Source organism: Roseobacter sp. AzwK-3b, assembly GCF_000170875.1.
Classification (GTDB): Bacteria; Pseudomonadota; Alphaproteobacteria; order Rhodobacterales; family Rhodobacteraceae; genus Roseovarius; species Roseovarius litoreus.
The window spans coordinates 712,055-728,461 of sequence record NZ_ABCR01000001.1 but is presented as its reverse complement, the minus strand read 5'-3'; the positions used below and the strand labels follow the sequence as shown (position 1 = coordinate 728,461).

Genomic DNA, 16,407 nt, shown 5'->3' with positions numbered 1-16,407 from the left:
GCCCGCCGGGAAAGCTCGCCCCCGGCAGGCCTGTCGATCAGCTGCGTTTGCGCTCGGCCTTCATCTTGCGCTTGCACTCTTGCCAATAGCCATCCGCACGTGCCGCCACCCGGTCGAACACCTCGGCGAAATCGGGATTGTGAATACCCTTTCCCGTCGCCAGTTGATAAAGCATGTGATGCGGGTTGGCGTTGCACTCGATGATTAGCGGCCCCTCAGGCGTGATCGCGATATCCCAGCCGATCACCCCGAATTTCGGCAAGACCCGATGCGCTTCGGCGGTCATCCGCAGCACCTCGTCCCAATGCGGAATACGCAATTCGGTGAAAACCGCTTCACTGACCGGGTGACGCTCGATGATCTCCTGATCCGGGCCACTGCCCCGGCGACACTGCAGAACTTGCCCGCTCATCTTGTCCAACTCGGCCAGCATGCTTCCCGGCTGCCAGTAATTGTCCGACATGGCCGATGGCGACGGCACTTTCCAAAGCGCATAAAGACAGCTGGGCGTGTCACCGTCGAACACGGTCACGACACGGATGCTGCCCACCGCCTGTCCGGCGACATCGCTCATCATGCTGTGCTGCTGCACAGCATCCTGAAACAGGAACCCTTCCTCATAGCGCGTCTCGACCTCGATTGCGAAAGCGCGCAGGTCGATGCTCTTTCCATTCGCCAGCACCAGCGCGCGCTGCTCGCGATCGAGCGCCACGATCAGCGCCGACCCAACACTCCCCGAGCCTTCTTCCGGCTTGACGAACAACGGATATCGCGCGTCGTTCAGCAAGAATGCCTCGATCTCCTCGACGTCATGCAGCGACCGCAGTTTGCCATAGCTGCGATCCTTCGAGAACACGGCCTGCACCGTCGGCACAGGAAAGCCCAAGGTCGCCATCAGCGTGCCATACATCACCTTGTCCCGCACAAAAGCGCGCAGCCCCGTGATCTGATAGGGCGACAACCGGCGATTCAGCCGCGCGCTGCCCTTCTCGCCCACATAGGTCATCTTCTCGGCAAGGTTCAGCTCGGGACGATACACCTGATTGGTGTAATATTCGTGGAAATCCATGGCCCGCCAACCGGCGCACAAGCGCATCATCTCGCGGAACTGCCGCAACGGGCTGATCCCGAACTTGCGCGCGACATCTTCGATCAGCTTCGCGGTCGGGGGCTTCGGCTTGGACGGCGCTTCCAGAAGCGCCATGGTGGGGGTTACAGCTTCGGTCATAGTCTCGGTATCCTCATCAACAAAACTGCCTTCGAGACCGAGTATTGCCGCCGATCATGTCCAAATTTTGGCAACAATGATGTTTTTGCGGGCCGCATTATGCATCTCGCGGACACACAATCAGTGCCGGTCACGGATGGCGGCTTGTGGACTCCGTCAGGCGCAACGCGCCCGGCCAGCTATCCGATCAGCGTGACCCCGACCGCAGGAACAGATACAGCGGCAACCCACAGCTGACCCCGATCCCGAAGGTCGCCGGAATGGCGATCAGCCCAAGCCACGCGCGCCGCGTCACGCATTCCCAGATCACCCAGACCGTCAGAGTGACCGCCGCGATCGTCAGATCCCAGACCAGCCCACTGGTGGCGGCATTGGCATGCCAGGCATCCACCATCCCCATCAGATCGACGCCGTTTTCCCTGAACCACGCGACAAACCAGCTCATTGGATGCACCGCACCCCAGACCGCCAGCGCCAGCCAGACCCACCTCAAAACGTGGCCCCCACATCCACACTGACGGTTCCGCTGATCCACTTGGTCCCGACCGCCCCGTTCACGCCGCGTTCACCGACACCCACATTGGCCTTCGCCGTGGGGCGGATCGGCTCTCCATCCGCGCCACAGCCCGCAAGGGCCGCCATCGCGGTCAGCGCCAGAACTGCACCGATGCGTGTCATTCCAAAATCTCCTTCCAGCGTGCGATCTGCGCGCGCACCTGCTCGGGGGCGGTTCCGCCATAGCTGATCCGCGACGCCACCGAATTATGCACGCCCAGAACATCATAGACCGATGCATCGATTTCTCCATGCACCGATTGCATCTCCTCAAGGCTCAACTCCGGCAGGTCGCAGCCCTTGCGCTCGGCCATCGCCACCAGACTGCCCGTCACGTGATGCGCCTCGCGGAAGGGCGTCCCCAGCACCCGCACCAGCCAATCCGCCAGATCGGTCGCCGTGCTGAACCCGGCACCCGCCGCCGCCTCCAGTGCCGCGCGCTGCGGAACCATGTCGCGCACCATGCCATCCATCGCCGCCAGCGCCAGCATCAGGTTGTCCGCCGCGTCAAAGACCTGCTCCTTGTCCTCCTGCATGTCCTTGGAATAGGCCAGCGGCAGCCCCTTCATCACCATCATCAACGCCACATTCGCCCCGAAAATACGCCCCACCTTGGCGCGAATCAGCTCGGCGGCGTCGGGGTTCTTCTTCTGCGGCATGATGCTCGACCCGGTCGAAAACCGGTCACTCAGCGCCACGAAGCGGAACTGAGCCGACGACCAGATCACCAGCTCCTCGGCAAAACGGCTCAGATGCATCGCACAGATGCTGGCCGCCCCCAGAAACTCCAGCGCGAAATCCCGGTCGCTCACCGCATCCAGCGAATTCGCCGCAGGCCGGTCAAAGCCAAGCGCCTTCGCGGTCATCTCGCGGTCGATGGGAAACGACGTCCCCGCCAGCGCCGCGGCTCCCAACGGGCATTCGTTCATCCTTTTGCGCGCATCCCGCACCCGGCCCAGATCGCGGCCGAACATCTCGACATAGGCCATCATGTGATGCCCCCATGTCACCGGCTGCGCGGTCTGCAGATGGGTGAAGCCCGGCATCACCCAATCCGCCCCCGCCTCGGCCTGCGCCAAAAGCGCCCGGATCAGCGACAGCAACCCGGCTTCCGCCGCATCCAGCTGATCGCGCACCCACAGCTTGAAATCCGTCGCCACCTGATCGTTGCGCGACCGCCCCGTATGCAGCCGCCCCGCAGGCTCGCCCACCACCTGCCTGAGCCGCGCCTCCACGTTCATGTGGATGTCCTCCAGCGCGGTGGAAAATTCGAACCGCCCCTCCTCGATCTCTGACAAGACCGTGAGCAGCCCTTCCCTCATCGCCTCGGCATCACTATCACTAATGATACCCGTCGCCGCCAGCATCGCGGCATGGGCGCGCGAGCCGGCAATATCCTGGGCCGCCAACCGCTTGTCGAACCCGATCGAGGCGTTGATCGCCTCCATGATCGCGTCCGGCCCTGCGGCAAAGCGGCCGCCCCACATCTGGTTCGAGGTCGTGTCTGTCATGTCTCAGCCCTTCGGAGGGAAAATGAAGATAATTCGTTGCTGCATCCTTTATATTGCGCTCGCACTCGGTGCAAACGGCGCAATGGCCGATATGACCGCCGATCTGTCCGAAGTCGCCGCCCTGCGCGACGGCGACATGAAGAAACTCAACTTCCATTCCGAACCGCAGCCCGTCTCGCAAATCCCCTTCACCCGCGATGACGGCACCACAGGCACGCTGGCCGACTATCAGGGCAAGCATGTCGTGCTGAACTTCTGGGCCACATGGTGCGCGCCCTGCCGCAAGGAAATGCCCATGCTCTCCGAGCTGCAGACCGAGCTTGGCGGCGACACGTTCGAGGTGGTCACGCTGGCCACAGGCCGCAACGCGCCTCCCGCCATGAAGAAATTCTTCGACGAGATCGGCGTCGACAACCTGCCGCTGCACCGCGACCCGCAAAGCGCCATCGCCCGCGAAATGGGCGTGTTCGGCCTGCCGATCACCGTGATCCTGACTCCCGAAGGTCAGGAAATCGCCCGCCTGCAGGGCGATGCCCACTGGAACTCCGACAGCGCCAAGGCGATCCTTCGGGCGCTCATCGACGGTGCGTCTGGCGGCTGACGCCAGCCCTGCACCTGACGCCGCTTCCGCCGCCATATCCCCAGTGCGGCGGCTGAGCGCACCCCCTTACCGCGGATGGCTCACCCGCTAAATGAAGGTCCAAGAGTAACCTTTACCCGGAGAGCCCCATGGAAGCCCTGCTTCTGTCGCGCGTTCAATTTGCGGCGAACATCTCGTTTCACATCCTGTTTCCGACGATCACCATCGCGCTCGGCTGGGTGCTCTTGTTCTTCCGCTATCGCTTTGCCCGCACGGGCGAACGCAAATGGTGGGACGCCTACATGTTCTGGGTCAAGGTCTTCGCCCTGTCCTTTGCACTTGGCGTCGTGTCGGGCATCACCATGTCGTTCCAGTTCGGCACAAACTGGCCGGGCTTCATGGAAACCGTGGGCAATGTCGCCGGGCCGCTTCTGGCCTATGAGGTGCTGACCGCCTTCTTCCTCGAAGCGGTGTTCCTCGGGATCATGCTTTTTGGCGCCTCCCGTGTTCCGGGCTGGCTGCATATCACCGCCACCTTCCTCGTCGCCTTCGGCACCACCATGAGCGCGTTCTGGATTCTCGTGCTCAACAGCTGGATGCACACGCCCGCAGGGTTCGAGCTGCGTGACGGGATCGTTCATGCGACCGACTGGATGGCGATCATCTTCAACCCCTCGATGCCCTATCGCCTCGCCCATATGCTGCTGGCCTCGGGCCTGACCGTGGCATTCCTTATCGTCGGGATCGTGGCCTTCCGCCGCCTCTTGGGCGACCGGAGCGAGACATCGGCAACCCAGCTTCGCTTCGGTCTGGTGCTTGGCGCCGTGCTGATCCCGCTGCAGATCCTCATGGGCGATCTGCATGGCCTCAACACGCTGGAACACCAGCCGCAAAAGGTCGCCGCGATGGAAGGCAACTGGGAAACCGGGCCGAACGTGCCGCTGGTGCTGTTCGCCCTCCCCGACGAGGTCGCCCGCGAAAACCGGTTCGAGATCGCCATTCCCAACGGCGCCAGCCTGATTCTCAAGCATTCCGCCGATGGGGTCGTGCCGGGCCTGAACGATTTCGTGGCCGAGGATGGCACCGTGCTGCACCCGCCCGTGGCGCCTGTATTCTGGTCCTTCCGGGTGATGGTCGCCACCGGCATGGCCATGCTGGCGCTCAGCTGGGCGGGTCTGGTGCTGCTGCGCCGCCGTGGCGCGCATAACCTGCCCAAACCCTTCCTCTACGCCGGCGTCGCGATGACCTTCTCGGGCTGGGTCGCCACCCTTGCGGGCTGGTATACCACCGAAATCGGCCGTCAGCCGTGGCTGGTTCAGGGCGTGCTCAGCACCGAAGCCGCCGTGGGTGATGTCGCGGCACCGATGGTTCTTGGATCGCTGATCACCTATCTTATCGTCTACGCCGTCCTGCTGCTGGCCTATATCGGGGTTCTGTTGCACCTCGCCCGCCGGGCCGCGCGTGGGGATACGCCGGTGCGCGAAGAACCCCGCCGCCCGTCCGAAGCTCAGGCCGCAATGCCTGCGGAGTAGAGATATGATCCTCGACGCAACCACCCTGCCGCTGATCTTCGTGACCCTGATGGGCCTGTCGATCCTGCTTTACGTCATTCTCGACGGGTTCGATCTGGGCGTGGGGCTGTTGATGCCCTTCGCCACCCCCGAGGAACGCGACCGCATGATCGCCTCGATCGGTCCGTTCTGGGACGCGAACGAAACATGGCTTGTGCTTGCGATCGGGCTTTTGCTGGTGGCCTTTCCCGCCGCCCATGGCACGATCCTCACGGCGCTCTACCTGCCCGTGACCGTCATGCTGATCGGCCTGATCCTGCGTGGCGTCGCGTTCGAGTTCCGTGCCAAAGCGCCCCGCACCCAGAAACCCTGGTGGGATCGCGCCTTTTTCGCCGGAAGCCTGATGACCGCTCTTTCGCAGGGCTTCATGCTCGGCATCTACATTCTCGGTCTGCGTTGGACATTGGCCAGCGTGGCCTTCGCCCTGCTGACCGCAGGCGCCCTGACCGTCGCCTACAGCTTCATCGGGGCTGCCTGGACCATCCTCAAGACCGACGGTGCGCTCCAGACCAAAGCGGTCCGTTGGGCGCGCGGTGGGATTTGGGGTGTGGTGCTTGGCATGGGATCGGTCTCTCTGGCCACGCCGCTCACCTCGGACCGGATCATGGACAAATGGTTCGGCTTCCCCGAAATCGTGCTGCTGGCCCCCCTGCCGCTCTGTTCGCTGGCGCTGATCGTCATGCTCTGGGTGTCGCTGCGCAACCTGCCCTCGGCCGATGACCGGTTCGCGTGGCTGCCCTTCGTGGGCGCGATCGGGCTGATGGCGCTTGGCTTTGCCGGAATGGCCTACAGCTTCTATCCCTACATCGTGCCCGAACAGATGGTGCTTTATGACGCTGCCGCCGCACCCGAAAGCCTGCGCATCATCTTCTACGGCGCGTTGGTCGTGATCCCGGTAATCCTCGCCTACACGGTGCTGGCCTATGTGATCTTCCGGGGCAAGGCGACGCAGCTCAGCTACGACTGATCCGGCCCCGGGCGCGACTTGTCCGGGGTCATTTGTGTACGGAAGGGACACAAATCGCGGGAAGCAGGCCAAGTTTCGTCCTGAACGCGTGTAGGTTTCGTACAATTCGTACACAACGCGGGCCTTGCCGGATGGCCCTGAATTGCCTAAAGCGGCAGCATGTTGGACGACGCAAAAGACATCCACCCGCTCTTTGCCGGTGCCCCCTCGGGAACCGAGTTCAAAAAGCTGCGCAAACGCATCGTCCGCCAGGCCCGCGAAGCGATCGAGCAGTTCGGCATGATCGAAAAAGGCGCCCGCTGGCTGGTCTGCCTCTCGGGCGGCAAGGACAGCTACACGCTCCTTGCGGTGCTGCACGAATTGAAGTGGCGCGGCCTTTTGCCCGTTGATTTATTGGCCTGCAACCTCGATCAGGGCCAACCCGGCTTCCCCGCGACCGTGCTGCCCGAGTTCCTCGAAAAGATGGGCGTGCCCCACCGGATCGAGTATCAGGACACCTATTCCGTCGTCGTCGACAAGGTTCCGCAGGGCCGGACCTATTGCGCGCTGTGTTCTCGCCTCCGGCGTGGCCACCTCTATCGCATCGCCCGCGAAGAAGGCTGCTCTGCGGTCGTTCTGGGCCACCACCGCGACGACATTCTCGAAACCTTTTTCATGAACCTCTTCCACGGCGGCCGCCTCGCCACCATGCCCCCCAAGCTCCTGAACGAGGAAGGCGATGTTTTCGTCTATCGCCCGCTGTCTTTCGTCGCCGAGGCGGATTGCGAGAAGTTTGCGAATTCAATGGGTTACCCCATAATTCCCTGTGATCTCTGTGGCTCTCAGGACGGGCTCCAACGCCAGCAGGTCAAGCGGATTCTTGATGGTTGGGAGGCCAATTCACCCGGTCGCAGGCAGGTAATGTTCCGCGCGCTCATGAACGCGCGGCCCTCGCATCTTCTGGACCCCGGCCTGTTCGACTTCGCCGGCCTGACGCGCGGCGCCCCACCCGAAGATGGCAATCCCGACGCCCTTCCACGCCTCCGCTAAACGTCCATACTTCCCTCTGCGCCCAGACAACGCAGCCGGTTTTCCCTGAATCCCCTTGACGTTTGGCCCCGCACTCTGTTGAACCGCCATGACTGAAAACAGGATGGGTGGCCCCCTGCGATGGACGATCAGAACAAGAACCTCATTCTTGCGACCGCACTGAGCTTTGTCGTCATTCTGGTGTGGTTCGTGCTTTTCCCACCGCCCGAACCGCCCCAGCAGGATGCCACGACGCCTGAAGCGGCCTCGCAGGTCGATGGCAGCGCCACCGCGCCCCTGACCGCCACGGCACCCGCGACAGGCGCCACCGCAGGCACGCCCGCACCCGAGGCCGAAGAACCCGAGGCGCCTCGCGTGGCGATCTCTACGCCCAGCCTTGACGGGTCGATCTCACTCAAAGGCGGTCGCATCGATCAGCTGTCGTTGAAAAACTACCGCGAGACGCTTGAGCCGGGATCGGACACCGTCACACTGTTGTCGCCGATCGGCACGGACAGCGCATATTACGCCTTGTTCGGCTGGGCTCCGGGTCAGGGCCTGACAGCCGAGACCGTACCGGGCGCCAACACTGTCTGGAAAGTGGAATCGGGCGATCAGCTGTCGCCGGAAACGCCTGTTACGTTGGTGTGGGACAACCAGCAGGGCCTGACATTCCGCCGCGAAATCAGCGTCGATGACAAGTTCATGTTCACCGTCACCCAAAGCGTCGAGAATACCGGCGCCGACACCCCGTCACTGGCGCCTTACGGCATTCTGGCGCGGCATGGCGAGCCGGTAGACCTCAAGAACTTCTTCATCCTCCACGAAGGCGGCATCCGCATGGTCGATGGCCAGTTGTCCGAGATCGACTACGACGATTTCGAACCGGCCTCGAACCACGAAACGCTCACCGTGAACGAAAGCGGCTGGACCGGATTCACCGACCACTACTGGATGACCACACTGATCCCGAGTATGGCTGGCGCGCAGGTCACAACCTTTCAGGACACGCGCCGCAACATCTATCAGACCACTGTCCGCAAGAACACCGAAACGGTGGCACCGGGCCAGAGCGCAACTGTGACGACGCGGCTTTTTGCCGGGGCCAAGGAATGGGAAACCATCCGTAACTATCAAAACGAGGATGGCATTGATCGCTTTCTGGATTCGATTGACTGGGGCTGGTTCTTCTTCCTGACCAAACCGATTTTCGCTGTCCTGCACTGGCTGAACGTGACGCTGGCGGGCATGGGTATCGCCGGTTCCATGGGGTGGGCGATCATCGGTCTGACCCTGCTCATCAAGGCACTTCTTCTGCCCCTGGCCTACAAGTCCTACGTCTCGATGGCGAAGATGAAGGAACTTCAGCCGCAGATGGAGAAGATCAAGGAATCTGCCGGCAACGACCGTCAGAAGCTTCAGAAAGAGATGATTGAACTTTACAAGAAGGAAAAGGTGAACCCGGCTTCGGGCTGTTTGCCGATCCTCTTGCAGATCCCGATTTTCTTCTCGCTCTACAAGGTGATCTTCGTCACGCTGGAACTGCGGCATGCCCCGTGGATTGGCTGGATCGACGATCTGTCGGCGCCTGACCCCTCGTCGCTCTATAACCTCTGGGGCATCCTGCCATGGGCCGCGCCCGAGCCGGGCTCGATCATTGCTTTGATCTTCATCGGTATTCTGCCGCTGCTTTTGGGCATTTCGATGTGGCTGCAGCAAAAGCTGAATCCGGCGCCCACCGATCCGACACAGCAGATGATCTTCGCCTGGATGCCTTGGGTGTTCATGTTCATGCTGGGCAGCTTTGCCAGCGGTCTTGTGGTCTACTGGATCGCGAACAACATGATCACCTTTGCTCAGCAATACCTGATCATGCGCTCTCAGGGCTACAAACCCGACGTCTTGGGGAACATCCTGTCCAGCATGAAACGCAAGCCCAAGACAGAGAAGAAATGACAGGGCATGTGACGGCCCTCTGGCGTCACCCAATCAAGGGGCATGGACGCGAAGCGATTGATCGCATCGCGCTGACCGTCGGTCAGACCATTCCGTGGGACCGCCGGTGGGCCGTAGCGCATGAACTGGCCGAGGCGGACGACACCGCTTGGGCGCCCTGCACCAACTTCTCGCGCGGCTCCAAAGTGGCGGCCCTGATGGGTATCAACGCGACATGCGACGAGGCCGCAGGAACCGTCACTCTCAGCCATCCGGAGAGGCCGGAGCTGACCTTTGATCCTGACAAGGATGAGCAGAGGTTTCTGGACTGGGTGCGCCCCTTGATGCCTGATAACCGCGCGCAATCCACCCGCCTCGTCAGGGTCGAGGGGCGCGGCATGACCGACACCGACTACCCCTCGGTCAGCCTTTTGAACCTTGCTTCCAACGCCGCCATGAGCGACGCGATGGATCAGGATATCTCGGCCTTGCGCTGGCGCTGCAACATCCATTTCTCGGGTGTCCCGGCATGGGAAGAATTTGACTGGATTGGCCATACCGTGCGCGTGGGTGATGCGGAACTCTTGGTGCGCGAACGCATTGTGCGCTGTCTTGCGACCACCGCAAATCCGGGCACGGGGCGTCGCGATGCCGACACGTTGGACATCTTGAATTCCCGCTTCGGACATCAGGATTTCGGGATCTATGCCGAAGTGACCAAAAGCGGCGGGATCGCGATTGGTGACCAAGTGGACGTGCTATAATGAAACTGCCTTTTCCCCTCATGGATGATCCGGATTCGTTCGCTGCCGAACGCGGACGGTTGCTCTTTGCCGGGCCTGTCGACTTTCTCAAGGGTGTCGTGGCAATGTCGGGCCTGCCCCCCGCCGACCGGATCGAGGTGTGCTTTGCAGGCCGTTCGAACGTGGGAAAATCCAGCCTTATCAATGCCCTGACCGGTCGCAAGGCGATAGCGCGGGCGTCCAACACACCGGGACGCACACAGGAAATCAATTTCTTTGCGCTTGGCGAGTCGCACTATCTGGTCGATCTTCCGGGCTACGGCTATGCCAACGCGCCGCTCGACAAGGTCGCGGCATGGCAGGCGCTCTTGAAGAAATATCTTTCGGGGCGGCAGAGCCTGCGGCGGGCCTTTGTGCTGGTTGATACGCGCCACGGGATCAAATCCGTGGACGAAGAGATCATGAGCCTTTTGGACAGTTCCGCCGTGACCTTTCAATGTGTGCTGACCAAGGCGGACAAGGTAAAGGACAAGGATCGCGAGGCTGTTCTGGAACAGGTGCGGGCCAAGCTCGCCAAGCATCCGGCGGCCTATCCTGAGATCATCATGACATCGTCCGAAAAGGGCGACGGCATCGCCACGCTGCGCGCAGTGATTGCCACGCTCGAATAGGCGTGCGCGCAAAATACCTTGAATGGACGCCCGCCTCCGGGGATAACCCGCAGGACCTAAGGATCACAGATGATGAAGCAACGTGAAATGAACCGCGACTGGATCGCCACTGCCCGCACCTTGTCCGAAGCACTGCCTTATCTGCAGCGCTATGATGGCTCGATCGTTGTAATCAAGCTGGGTGGCCACGCCATGGGCAGCGATGAGGCGATGGAGACTTTCGCCCGCGATGTGGTGCTCATGCAGCAGGTGGGCGTCAACCCTGTGATCGTCCATGGCGGCGGGCCAATGATCAACCAAATGCTTGAAAAGCTTGATATAAAATCCGAATTCGTGAACGGAAAGCGCGTGACCGACGAAGCGACAATGGAAGTCGTTGAAATGGTCTTGTCCGGCCGCGTGAACAAGCGGATCGTTCAGGCGATCAACCGTCAGGGTGGCAAGGCCGTTGGCCTGTCAGGCAAGGATGCCGGGCTGATCACATGCGATCCCGCCGATCCGGCTTTGGGGCTGGTCGGTAACCCGACGGAGATTAATCCGTCGATCCTTCACACGCTGTTCCGAGACGATGCGATCCCGGTGATCGCGCCGCTTGGGGCGGGCCGGAATGGCGAGACCTACAACATAAATGGCGATACCGCGGCCGGTGCAATTGCTGCGGCATTGAAGGCCGATCGCCTTCTTTTATTGACCGATATTGACGGTGTGCGTGATGCGACGGGCGAGGTCGTGACCGAACTCACCGCAGATCAGATCCGCGAGATGACCCGCGAGGGCGTGATTGCGGGCGGGATGATTCCCAAGACCGAGACGGCGCTGGCGGCGATCGATGGTGGGGTGCGCGCGGTGGTCATTCTGGACGGGCGGGCGCCGAATGCGGTGTTGCTGGAGCTTTACACCGAACATGGCGCCGGGTCGCTGATCCGGGCGCGCTAGGGGCAAGCCGAAATGCTGCAAGACATTGAAAACGAAGTCGAAAAGCAGCATTTGAGCATCCTTGGAGGCGTGACCGAAGCGGTTCCGGAAGGGATCGGGACGTTGCTGTTGCTGGGACCGAGGGAGCCGGGGTTCTGGGAGGTGTTCAAGGCGTCGGAGGAGTATCGCGACGGGCAGGCAGACCCATTGGACAGATGGTCATCGCGGGTGATTGGCGGTCTGGCCAATACCCTGAATGCAAAGCCTTTTTTCCCGTTTGGCGGCCCGCCTTGGGAGCCGTTTCTGCAATGGGCGCTGGACAGCGGGCGGGCGCATGTGTCGCCTGTGGGGTTGCTGGTTCATGACACGGCGGGGTTGATGGTGTCGTTTCGCGGGGCCTTGGGCTTTGTCGAGCGGTTGGATTTGCCCGAAGCACCGCCAAGCCCTTGTGATAGCTGCGAAAAACAGCCCTGTCTGGCGGCCTGTCCGGTGGATGCCCTGAGTCCCGCCGGATATGATGTGGCGGCCTGCAAAACCGATCTGGACCGCCAGGAAAATGATTGTATGTCAAAGGGTTGCGCGGTGCGCCGGGTCTGCCCTGTCAGCGTTGGATATGGTCGTCTTGAAGAGCAATCGGCATTCCACATGAGGGCGTTCAAATGAAACGGTTGATCCTGATGCGGCACGCGAAATCGAGCTGGGATCATCCCGGCATGAGCGACCATGAGAGGCCTTTGAACGCGCGGGGAATACGCTCTGCAAAGGCGCTTGGGGCGTGGTTGAAAGAGCGTAATTTCATTCCAGATCAGACACTTAGCTCAAGCTCCACCCGGACGCGCGAGACGTTTGCGACATTGGGGTTGAGGGGGGATGTGCGGTGGTTGGACAGGCTCTATCATGCCGCTCCCGAGGATATGCTGCGCGCCTTGATGCAGGCCACGGGGCACACTGTTCTGATGCTGGGGCATAATCCCGGAATTGCGGAATTCGCACAAGATGTAGTGGAAACGGCGCCAGATCACCCAAGATTTGACGATTATCCGACCGGCGCCACGCTTGTGGCGGAGTTCGATATTGACGATTGGAGCCTACTGGAAATGGGCACGGGCCGGACCCTTGCCTTTGTCGTCCCGCGCGAGCTGATCGACGAGTGAGTTGTGTAGGGCTTGTACGAAACCTACACGCGTTTAGGACGAAACTGGGGGTGAACCGGGGAATTTGTGTCCATCCTGTACACAAATGGCCATCCGGGACGAAAAACGCGGCCCCCGAAGGGACCGCGCAAGATCTCGAAACCCGGCGATTCAGTGACCGAGGATCTGGCTGAGAAACAGCTTGGTCCGGTCCGATTGCGGGTTGTTGAAAAACTCTTCGGGTTCGTTCTGTTCGACGATCTGCCCCTGATCCATGAAGATCACCCGGTTGGCGACCTGACGGGCAAATCCCATCTCGTGGGTGACGCAGAGCATGGTCATGCCTTCTTCGGCAAGGGCGACCATCGTGTCGAGCACCTCTTTGATCATCTCGGGGTCGAGCGCCGATGTCGGTTCGTCGAACAGCATGATCCGAGGACGCATGCAGAGTGAGCGGGCGATGGCGACACGCTGCTGCTGACCGCCCGAAAGCTGACCGGGGTATTTGTCGGCCTGTTCGGGGATCTTCACCTTTTCGAGGAAATGCATCGCGATGTCTTCGGCCTCGCGCTTGGGGATCTTGCGCACCCAGATCGGGGCGAGGGTGCAATTCTCGAGGATGGTGAGATGCGGAAAGAGGTTGAAGTGCTGAAACACCATCCCGACTTCGGAGCGGATCCGGTCGATGTTCTTGAGATCGCTGGACAGAACCGTGCCATCCACGGTGATCTTGCCCTGCTGGTGTTCTTCCAGAGCGTTGATGCAGCGGATCAATGTGGACTTGCCCGACCCAGAGGGACCGGCGATCACGATACGTTCGCCGCGATACACGGTCAGGTCGATGTCGCGCAGCACATGGAAGGCGCCATACCACTTGTTCATGTTCTCGATCGAGATGGCGACCTCGTCGGAGATTTGCAAAGCTGCCGGTTGTTCCGTCATGACACTGACCTTTCCTTAACGATGGTCGCGCTGCAGCTGACGCTCCAGCCATTGCGAATATTGCGAGATGCCGTAGCAGACGACGAAGAACAGCACGACGGCGAAGCCCCACAGCTCCCAGTAGACGCCGTTCCATTCGGTCGCGGCCAGGATCGGACCCCGGATCATGCCGACAAGATCGAACATCGAGATCACCGATACCAGTGTGGTGTCCTTGAACAGCCCCACCGAGACGTTGACGATACCGGGGATCGAGATCTTGAGAGCCTGCGGCAGGATGATGAGGCGCATGGACTGCGCGTAATCCAGACCGAGGCTGTCGGCGGCTTCATACTGACCACGCGGCAGGGCGGCGAGACCGCCCCGGATCACCTCGGCGATATAGGCCGAGGCGAACATGGTGATCATGATGATGACGCGCAGGATCAGGTCGAAATTGCTGCCCGGCGGCAGGAAATAGGCCAGCACCACATTGGCGACGAACAAGAGCGTGATGAGCGGCACGCCGCGAATGAATTCGATGAAGATCACGCAGATCCATTTGATGATCGGCATGTCGGATTGCCGGCCAAGCGCCAGAAGGATGCCGAAGGGCAAGCTGAGCGAGACACAGACCGTGCCGAGAATCATGTTCAGCATGAAGCCGCCCATGTTGCGCGACTGCACAGGTTCGAGCGCAAGGGTCTCGGAGGCGGCGGTGGACACATAGCCACCCAGCCACCAGACCAGAACAACCGCAACCAGACCTGTCAGCGCGGCGGTGGCGAACCCCTTGGTTTCGACCCGCAAGAACACGACATAGCCCGCGACAAGGCCAATCAGGGCGACCAGCGGCACAAGCAGGGTTCCGCCCCAGATCAGCCAGAAGGCGATGAACGGGTAAAGGCCGGTGAAGATCAGCAGTTTGCGCGGCAAGGCCACGAAGAGCACCGGCGCCACGGCCACGAAGAGCAGAACAAAGGCCAGAGTGGGCCGCCAGTATTGTTCGGACGGGTATTGGAAGCCGAAGAGCAGCTGATTCCAGCGTTCCGTCAGCACCGAGAAACAGCCACCCGTAGCGCCCTGAAGCACCTCGCGGCACTCCGCGAGGCTGGAGGTGGTCCAGACGCCGTTCAGGAACCAGGGCATCGCGCCCGAGACGATCTGATAGATGAAATAGATCGCCAGCAGGGTCATGATCGTGTTGATCGGCCCCGGAAAGAGGTTGTCACGCACCCATTTGATCGGGCCTGCCGCGGTTGCGGGCGGGGCTTTTTCGGGCAGCATCTCGCGCCGGACGAAGGCGATATCGGACTTGGACATCTCAGCGCTCCTTCAGTTTCACGGCGTTGTTGTAGAGGTTCATCACCGCCGAGATGGCAAGGCTGATGGCGAGGTAGAAGAGCATCAGCAGAAGCACGGTTTCGATCGCGCGGCCCGTCTGGTTGAGGGTGATGCCCCCGAGGGTGCCGGTGATGTCCATGTAGCCCACGGCGATGGCAAGAGAGCTGTTCTTGGTCAGGTTGAGGTATTGCGAGATGAGCGGCGGAATGATGATCCGCAGCGCCTGAGGCAGGATCACGAGGTTCATGATCCGGTTTGGGCGCAGGCCAAGGCTGGCGGCGGCTTCGGTCTGTCCCTTGCTGACGGCAAGGATACCGGCGCGGACGTTTTCGGCGATGAAGGCGGCGGTGTAGATCGACAGGGCGAACCACAGTGAGATGAACGAGTTGCGCGCGTAGATGCCGCCCTGGAAGTTGAAGCCCTGAAGCGAGGGGTATTCCATCGAGATGGGGCGGCCCGCGATGAAGAACATCAGCACGGCGGGCACGAAGAACAGCCCCACCGACGGCCAGAACACCGGCAGCAGGCGACCCTTCTGGAACAGTTGTTTGCGCGCATAGGAGCGGTAGACGAAGATGCCGATGATCGAGGCGAGGAATGTCAGGACGACGATGGTGGAGCCGGTTTCGAACACAGGTTTGGGGAAATAGAAACCGCGGCCGGTAAAGGCGAAAGCATCCCAGAGCATCGAGGCTTCGGCATCATCGCCCCGGAAATCGCGCGGCTGGGGCAGGACGGCGGTGAACACCGCCATGATGATGAGGATCCAGATCAGCACCGGCACGTTGCGGAAGATTTCAACGTAGACGGACATGAGCTTGCGGATCAGCCAGTTCTGAGACAGGCGCAGCACGCCGACGACCACACCGATGATGGTGGCGAGGATACAGCCCAGGAAAGCCACCAGCAGCGTATTGAGCACCCCGACGATCGAGGCCCGAAGATGGGTGGACTGGCTGTCGTATTCGATGAGGCGCTGGTTGATGTCGTAGCCCGCAGGCTCGGACAGGAAGCCGTAGGAAATATTGAGGCCCGCATCACGGAGGTTCTGCGCCAGGTTGCTGCCGAGATAGGCGAACAAGGCGATCAGCAGAACCAATGCAATGAATTGAAACGTATAAGAGCGGTAACGGGTATCGTTGATAAGCTTGGACAGCGTGAACGATTCCCCTCGCGGAGGAGAGATGCTGGTCATGAATTCTTCCCTGGCTGCCGGCGTTTTTTTATGGATCGATCACAGCGCAGGCTGTCCCGAAGGTCCGGCTTTGTTGTCTTGGCGCCTTGGCGTTTCGCGAATTGCCTTGGACACAGGGGAAGGGCGCGGA

Annotated in this window: 17 protein-coding genes; 10 read left to right on the top strand and 7 right to left on the bottom strand. The window is 61.2% G+C overall.

Features of this window, described 5'->3' with window-relative positions:
• Window positions 1–37: 37 nt before the first annotated feature.
• The 4 genes from RAZWK3B_RS03325 to argH form a co-directional block, all read right to left on the bottom strand.
• On the bottom strand, window positions 38–1,228 hold the full coding sequence (locus RAZWK3B_RS03325) for a sugar-transfer associated ATP-grasp domain-containing protein (RefSeq protein ID WP_007812183.1): 1,191 nt from the start codon (window positions 1,226–1,228) through the stop codon (window positions 38–40).
• Window positions 1,229–1,415: 187 nt separating this feature from the next.
• Complete coding sequence (locus RAZWK3B_RS03320; RefSeq protein ID WP_007812182.1) at window positions 1,416–1,721, bottom strand: DUF2834 domain-containing protein; 306 nt, start codon at window positions 1,719–1,721, stop codon at window positions 1,416–1,418.
• The gene (locus tag RAZWK3B_RS03315) at window positions 1,718–1,906 is read right to left on the bottom strand and encodes a hypothetical protein (protein ID WP_007812180.1); all 189 of its coding nucleotides are present in this window, start codon (window positions 1,904–1,906) and stop codon (window positions 1,718–1,720) included. The genes RAZWK3B_RS03320 and RAZWK3B_RS03315 overlap by 4 nt, the downstream gene beginning before the upstream one ends.
• Window positions 1,903–3,294 (bottom strand): argininosuccinate lyase, encoded by a 1,392-nt coding sequence (argH, locus tag RAZWK3B_RS03310; protein ID WP_007812177.1) that lies wholly within the window; start codon window positions 3,292–3,294, stop codon window positions 1,903–1,905. The genes RAZWK3B_RS03315 and argH overlap by 4 nt, the downstream gene beginning before the upstream one ends.
• A 22-nt stretch (window positions 3,295–3,316) precedes the next feature.
• Between argH and RAZWK3B_RS03305 the strand changes: the two genes are divergently transcribed.
• The 10 genes from RAZWK3B_RS03305 (at window position 3,317) to RAZWK3B_RS03260 (ending at window position 12,838) form a co-directional block, all read left to right on the top strand.
• The gene (locus RAZWK3B_RS03305) at window positions 3,317–3,895 is read left to right on the top strand and encodes a TlpA family protein disulfide reductase (RefSeq protein WP_037294830.1); all 579 of its coding nucleotides are present in this window, start codon (window positions 3,317–3,319) and stop codon (window positions 3,893–3,895) included.
• Between the two features lie 128 nt (window positions 3,896–4,023).
• Window positions 4,024–5,406 (top strand): cytochrome ubiquinol oxidase subunit I, encoded by a 1,383-nt coding sequence (locus RAZWK3B_RS03300; protein WP_007812174.1) that lies wholly within the window; start codon window positions 4,024–4,026, stop codon window positions 5,404–5,406.
• Between the two features lie 4 nt (window positions 5,407–5,410).
• Window positions 5,411–6,412, top strand: coding sequence for a cytochrome d ubiquinol oxidase subunit II (locus RAZWK3B_RS03295; RefSeq protein WP_007812172.1), 1,002 nt, complete (start codon window positions 5,411–5,413; stop codon window positions 6,410–6,412).
• 159 nt (window positions 6,413–6,571) lie between these two features.
• On the top strand, window positions 6,572–7,441 hold the full coding sequence (gene ttcA / locus RAZWK3B_RS03290; RefSeq protein ID WP_007812170.1) for a tRNA 2-thiocytidine(32) synthetase TtcA: 870 nt from the start codon (window positions 6,572–6,574) through the stop codon (window positions 7,439–7,441).
• Window positions 7,442–7,561: 120 nt separating this feature from the next.
• Window positions 7,562–9,376, top strand: coding sequence for a membrane protein insertase YidC (yidC, locus tag RAZWK3B_RS03285; protein ID WP_007812168.1), 1,815 nt, complete (start codon window positions 7,562–7,564; stop codon window positions 9,374–9,376).
• The gene (locus RAZWK3B_RS03280; protein ID WP_007812165.1) at window positions 9,373–10,119 is read left to right on the top strand and encodes an MOSC domain-containing protein; all 747 of its coding nucleotides are present in this window, start codon (window positions 9,373–9,375) and stop codon (window positions 10,117–10,119) included. The genes yidC and RAZWK3B_RS03280 overlap by 4 nt, the downstream gene beginning before the upstream one ends.
• Window positions 10,119–10,769 (top strand): ribosome biogenesis GTP-binding protein YihA/YsxC, encoded by a 651-nt coding sequence (gene yihA / locus RAZWK3B_RS03275; protein WP_007812162.1) that lies wholly within the window; start codon window positions 10,119–10,121, stop codon window positions 10,767–10,769. Before RAZWK3B_RS03280 ends, yihA begins: the two co-directional genes overlap by 1 nt.
• A gap of 72 nt (window positions 10,770–10,841) precedes the next feature.
• Entirely contained in the window at window positions 10,842–11,705 is an 864-nt protein-coding gene (argB, locus tag RAZWK3B_RS03270; RefSeq protein ID WP_037295010.1) for an acetylglutamate kinase, read from the top strand.
• Between the two features lie 12 nt (window positions 11,706–11,717).
• Window positions 11,718–12,347, top strand: coding sequence for a hypothetical protein (locus RAZWK3B_RS03265; RefSeq protein WP_007812159.1), 630 nt, complete (start codon window positions 11,718–11,720; stop codon window positions 12,345–12,347).
• Window positions 12,344–12,838, top strand: coding sequence for a SixA phosphatase family protein (locus RAZWK3B_RS03260; protein WP_007812157.1), 495 nt, complete (start codon window positions 12,344–12,346; stop codon window positions 12,836–12,838). The genes RAZWK3B_RS03265 and RAZWK3B_RS03260 overlap by 4 nt, the downstream gene beginning before the upstream one ends.
• Window positions 12,839–12,988: 150 nt before the next feature.
• Here RAZWK3B_RS03260 and RAZWK3B_RS03255 read toward each other — a convergent pair whose 3' ends face one another.
• From RAZWK3B_RS03255 to RAZWK3B_RS03245, 3 genes are read right to left on the bottom strand one after another with little or no spacing between them, the layout of a single operon-like run.
• Complete coding sequence (locus RAZWK3B_RS03255) at window positions 12,989–13,759, bottom strand: amino acid ABC transporter ATP-binding protein (RefSeq protein ID WP_007812155.1); 771 nt, start codon at window positions 13,757–13,759, stop codon at window positions 12,989–12,991.
• A gap of 15 nt (window positions 13,760–13,774) precedes the next feature.
• A complete protein-coding gene (locus tag RAZWK3B_RS03250) occupies window positions 13,775–15,061 on the bottom strand; it encodes an amino acid ABC transporter permease (RefSeq protein ID WP_007812153.1) in 1,287 nt (428 codons plus the stop codon).
• Window position 15,062: 1 nt separating this feature from the next.
• Window positions 15,063–16,277, bottom strand: coding sequence for an amino acid ABC transporter permease (locus RAZWK3B_RS03245; RefSeq protein WP_007812151.1), 1,215 nt, complete (start codon window positions 16,275–16,277; stop codon window positions 15,063–15,065).
• Window positions 16,278–16,407 lie beyond the last annotated feature (130 nt).

What these genes read in the sequence shown, in the direction of transcription:
- RAZWK3B_RS03325 (WP_007812183.1), bottom strand. Translation starts at nt 1,228, where the DNA reads ATGACCGAAGCTGTAACCCCCACCATGGCGCTTCTGGAAGCGCCGTCC.
- RAZWK3B_RS03315 (WP_007812180.1), bottom strand. Translation starts at nt 1,906, where the DNA reads ATGACACGCATCGGTGCAGTTCTGGCGCTGACCGCGATGGCGGCCCTT.
- argH (WP_007812177.1), bottom strand. Translation starts at nt 3,294, where the DNA reads ATGACAGACACGACCTCGAACCAGATGTGGGGCGGCCGCTTTGCCGCA.
- RAZWK3B_RS03305 (WP_037294830.1), top strand. Translation starts at nt 3,317, where the DNA reads ATGAAGATAATTCGTTGCTGCATCCTTTATATTGCGCTCGCACTCGGT.
- RAZWK3B_RS03300 (WP_007812174.1), top strand. Translation starts at nt 4,024, where the DNA reads ATGGAAGCCCTGCTTCTGTCGCGCGTTCAATTTGCGGCGAACATCTCG.
- RAZWK3B_RS03295 (WP_007812172.1), top strand. Translation starts at nt 5,411, where the DNA reads ATGATCCTCGACGCAACCACCCTGCCGCTGATCTTCGTGACCCTGATG.
- ttcA (WP_007812170.1), top strand. Translation starts at nt 6,572, where the DNA reads ATGTTGGACGACGCAAAAGACATCCACCCGCTCTTTGCCGGTGCCCCC.
- yidC (WP_007812168.1), top strand. Translation starts at nt 7,562, where the DNA reads ATGGACGATCAGAACAAGAACCTCATTCTTGCGACCGCACTGAGCTTT.
- RAZWK3B_RS03280 (WP_007812165.1), top strand. Translation starts at nt 9,373, where the DNA reads ATGACAGGGCATGTGACGGCCCTCTGGCGTCACCCAATCAAGGGGCAT.
- yihA (WP_007812162.1), top strand. Translation starts at nt 10,119, where the DNA reads ATGAAACTGCCTTTTCCCCTCATGGATGATCCGGATTCGTTCGCTGCC.
- argB (WP_037295010.1), top strand. Translation starts at nt 10,842, where the DNA reads ATGAAGCAACGTGAAATGAACCGCGACTGGATCGCCACTGCCCGCACC.
- RAZWK3B_RS03265 (WP_007812159.1), top strand. Translation starts at nt 11,718, where the DNA reads ATGCTGCAAGACATTGAAAACGAAGTCGAAAAGCAGCATTTGAGCATC.
- RAZWK3B_RS03260 (WP_007812157.1), top strand. Translation starts at nt 12,344, where the DNA reads ATGAAACGGTTGATCCTGATGCGGCACGCGAAATCGAGCTGGGATCAT.
- RAZWK3B_RS03255 (WP_007812155.1), bottom strand. Translation starts at nt 13,759, where the DNA reads ATGACGGAACAACCGGCAGCTTTGCAAATCTCCGACGAGGTCGCCATC.
- RAZWK3B_RS03250 (WP_007812153.1), bottom strand. Translation starts at nt 15,061, where the DNA reads ATGTCCAAGTCCGATATCGCCTTCGTCCGGCGCGAGATGCTGCCCGAA.
- RAZWK3B_RS03245 (WP_007812151.1), bottom strand. Translation starts at nt 16,277, where the DNA reads ATGACCAGCATCTCTCCTCCGCGAGGGGAATCGTTCACGCTGTCCAAG.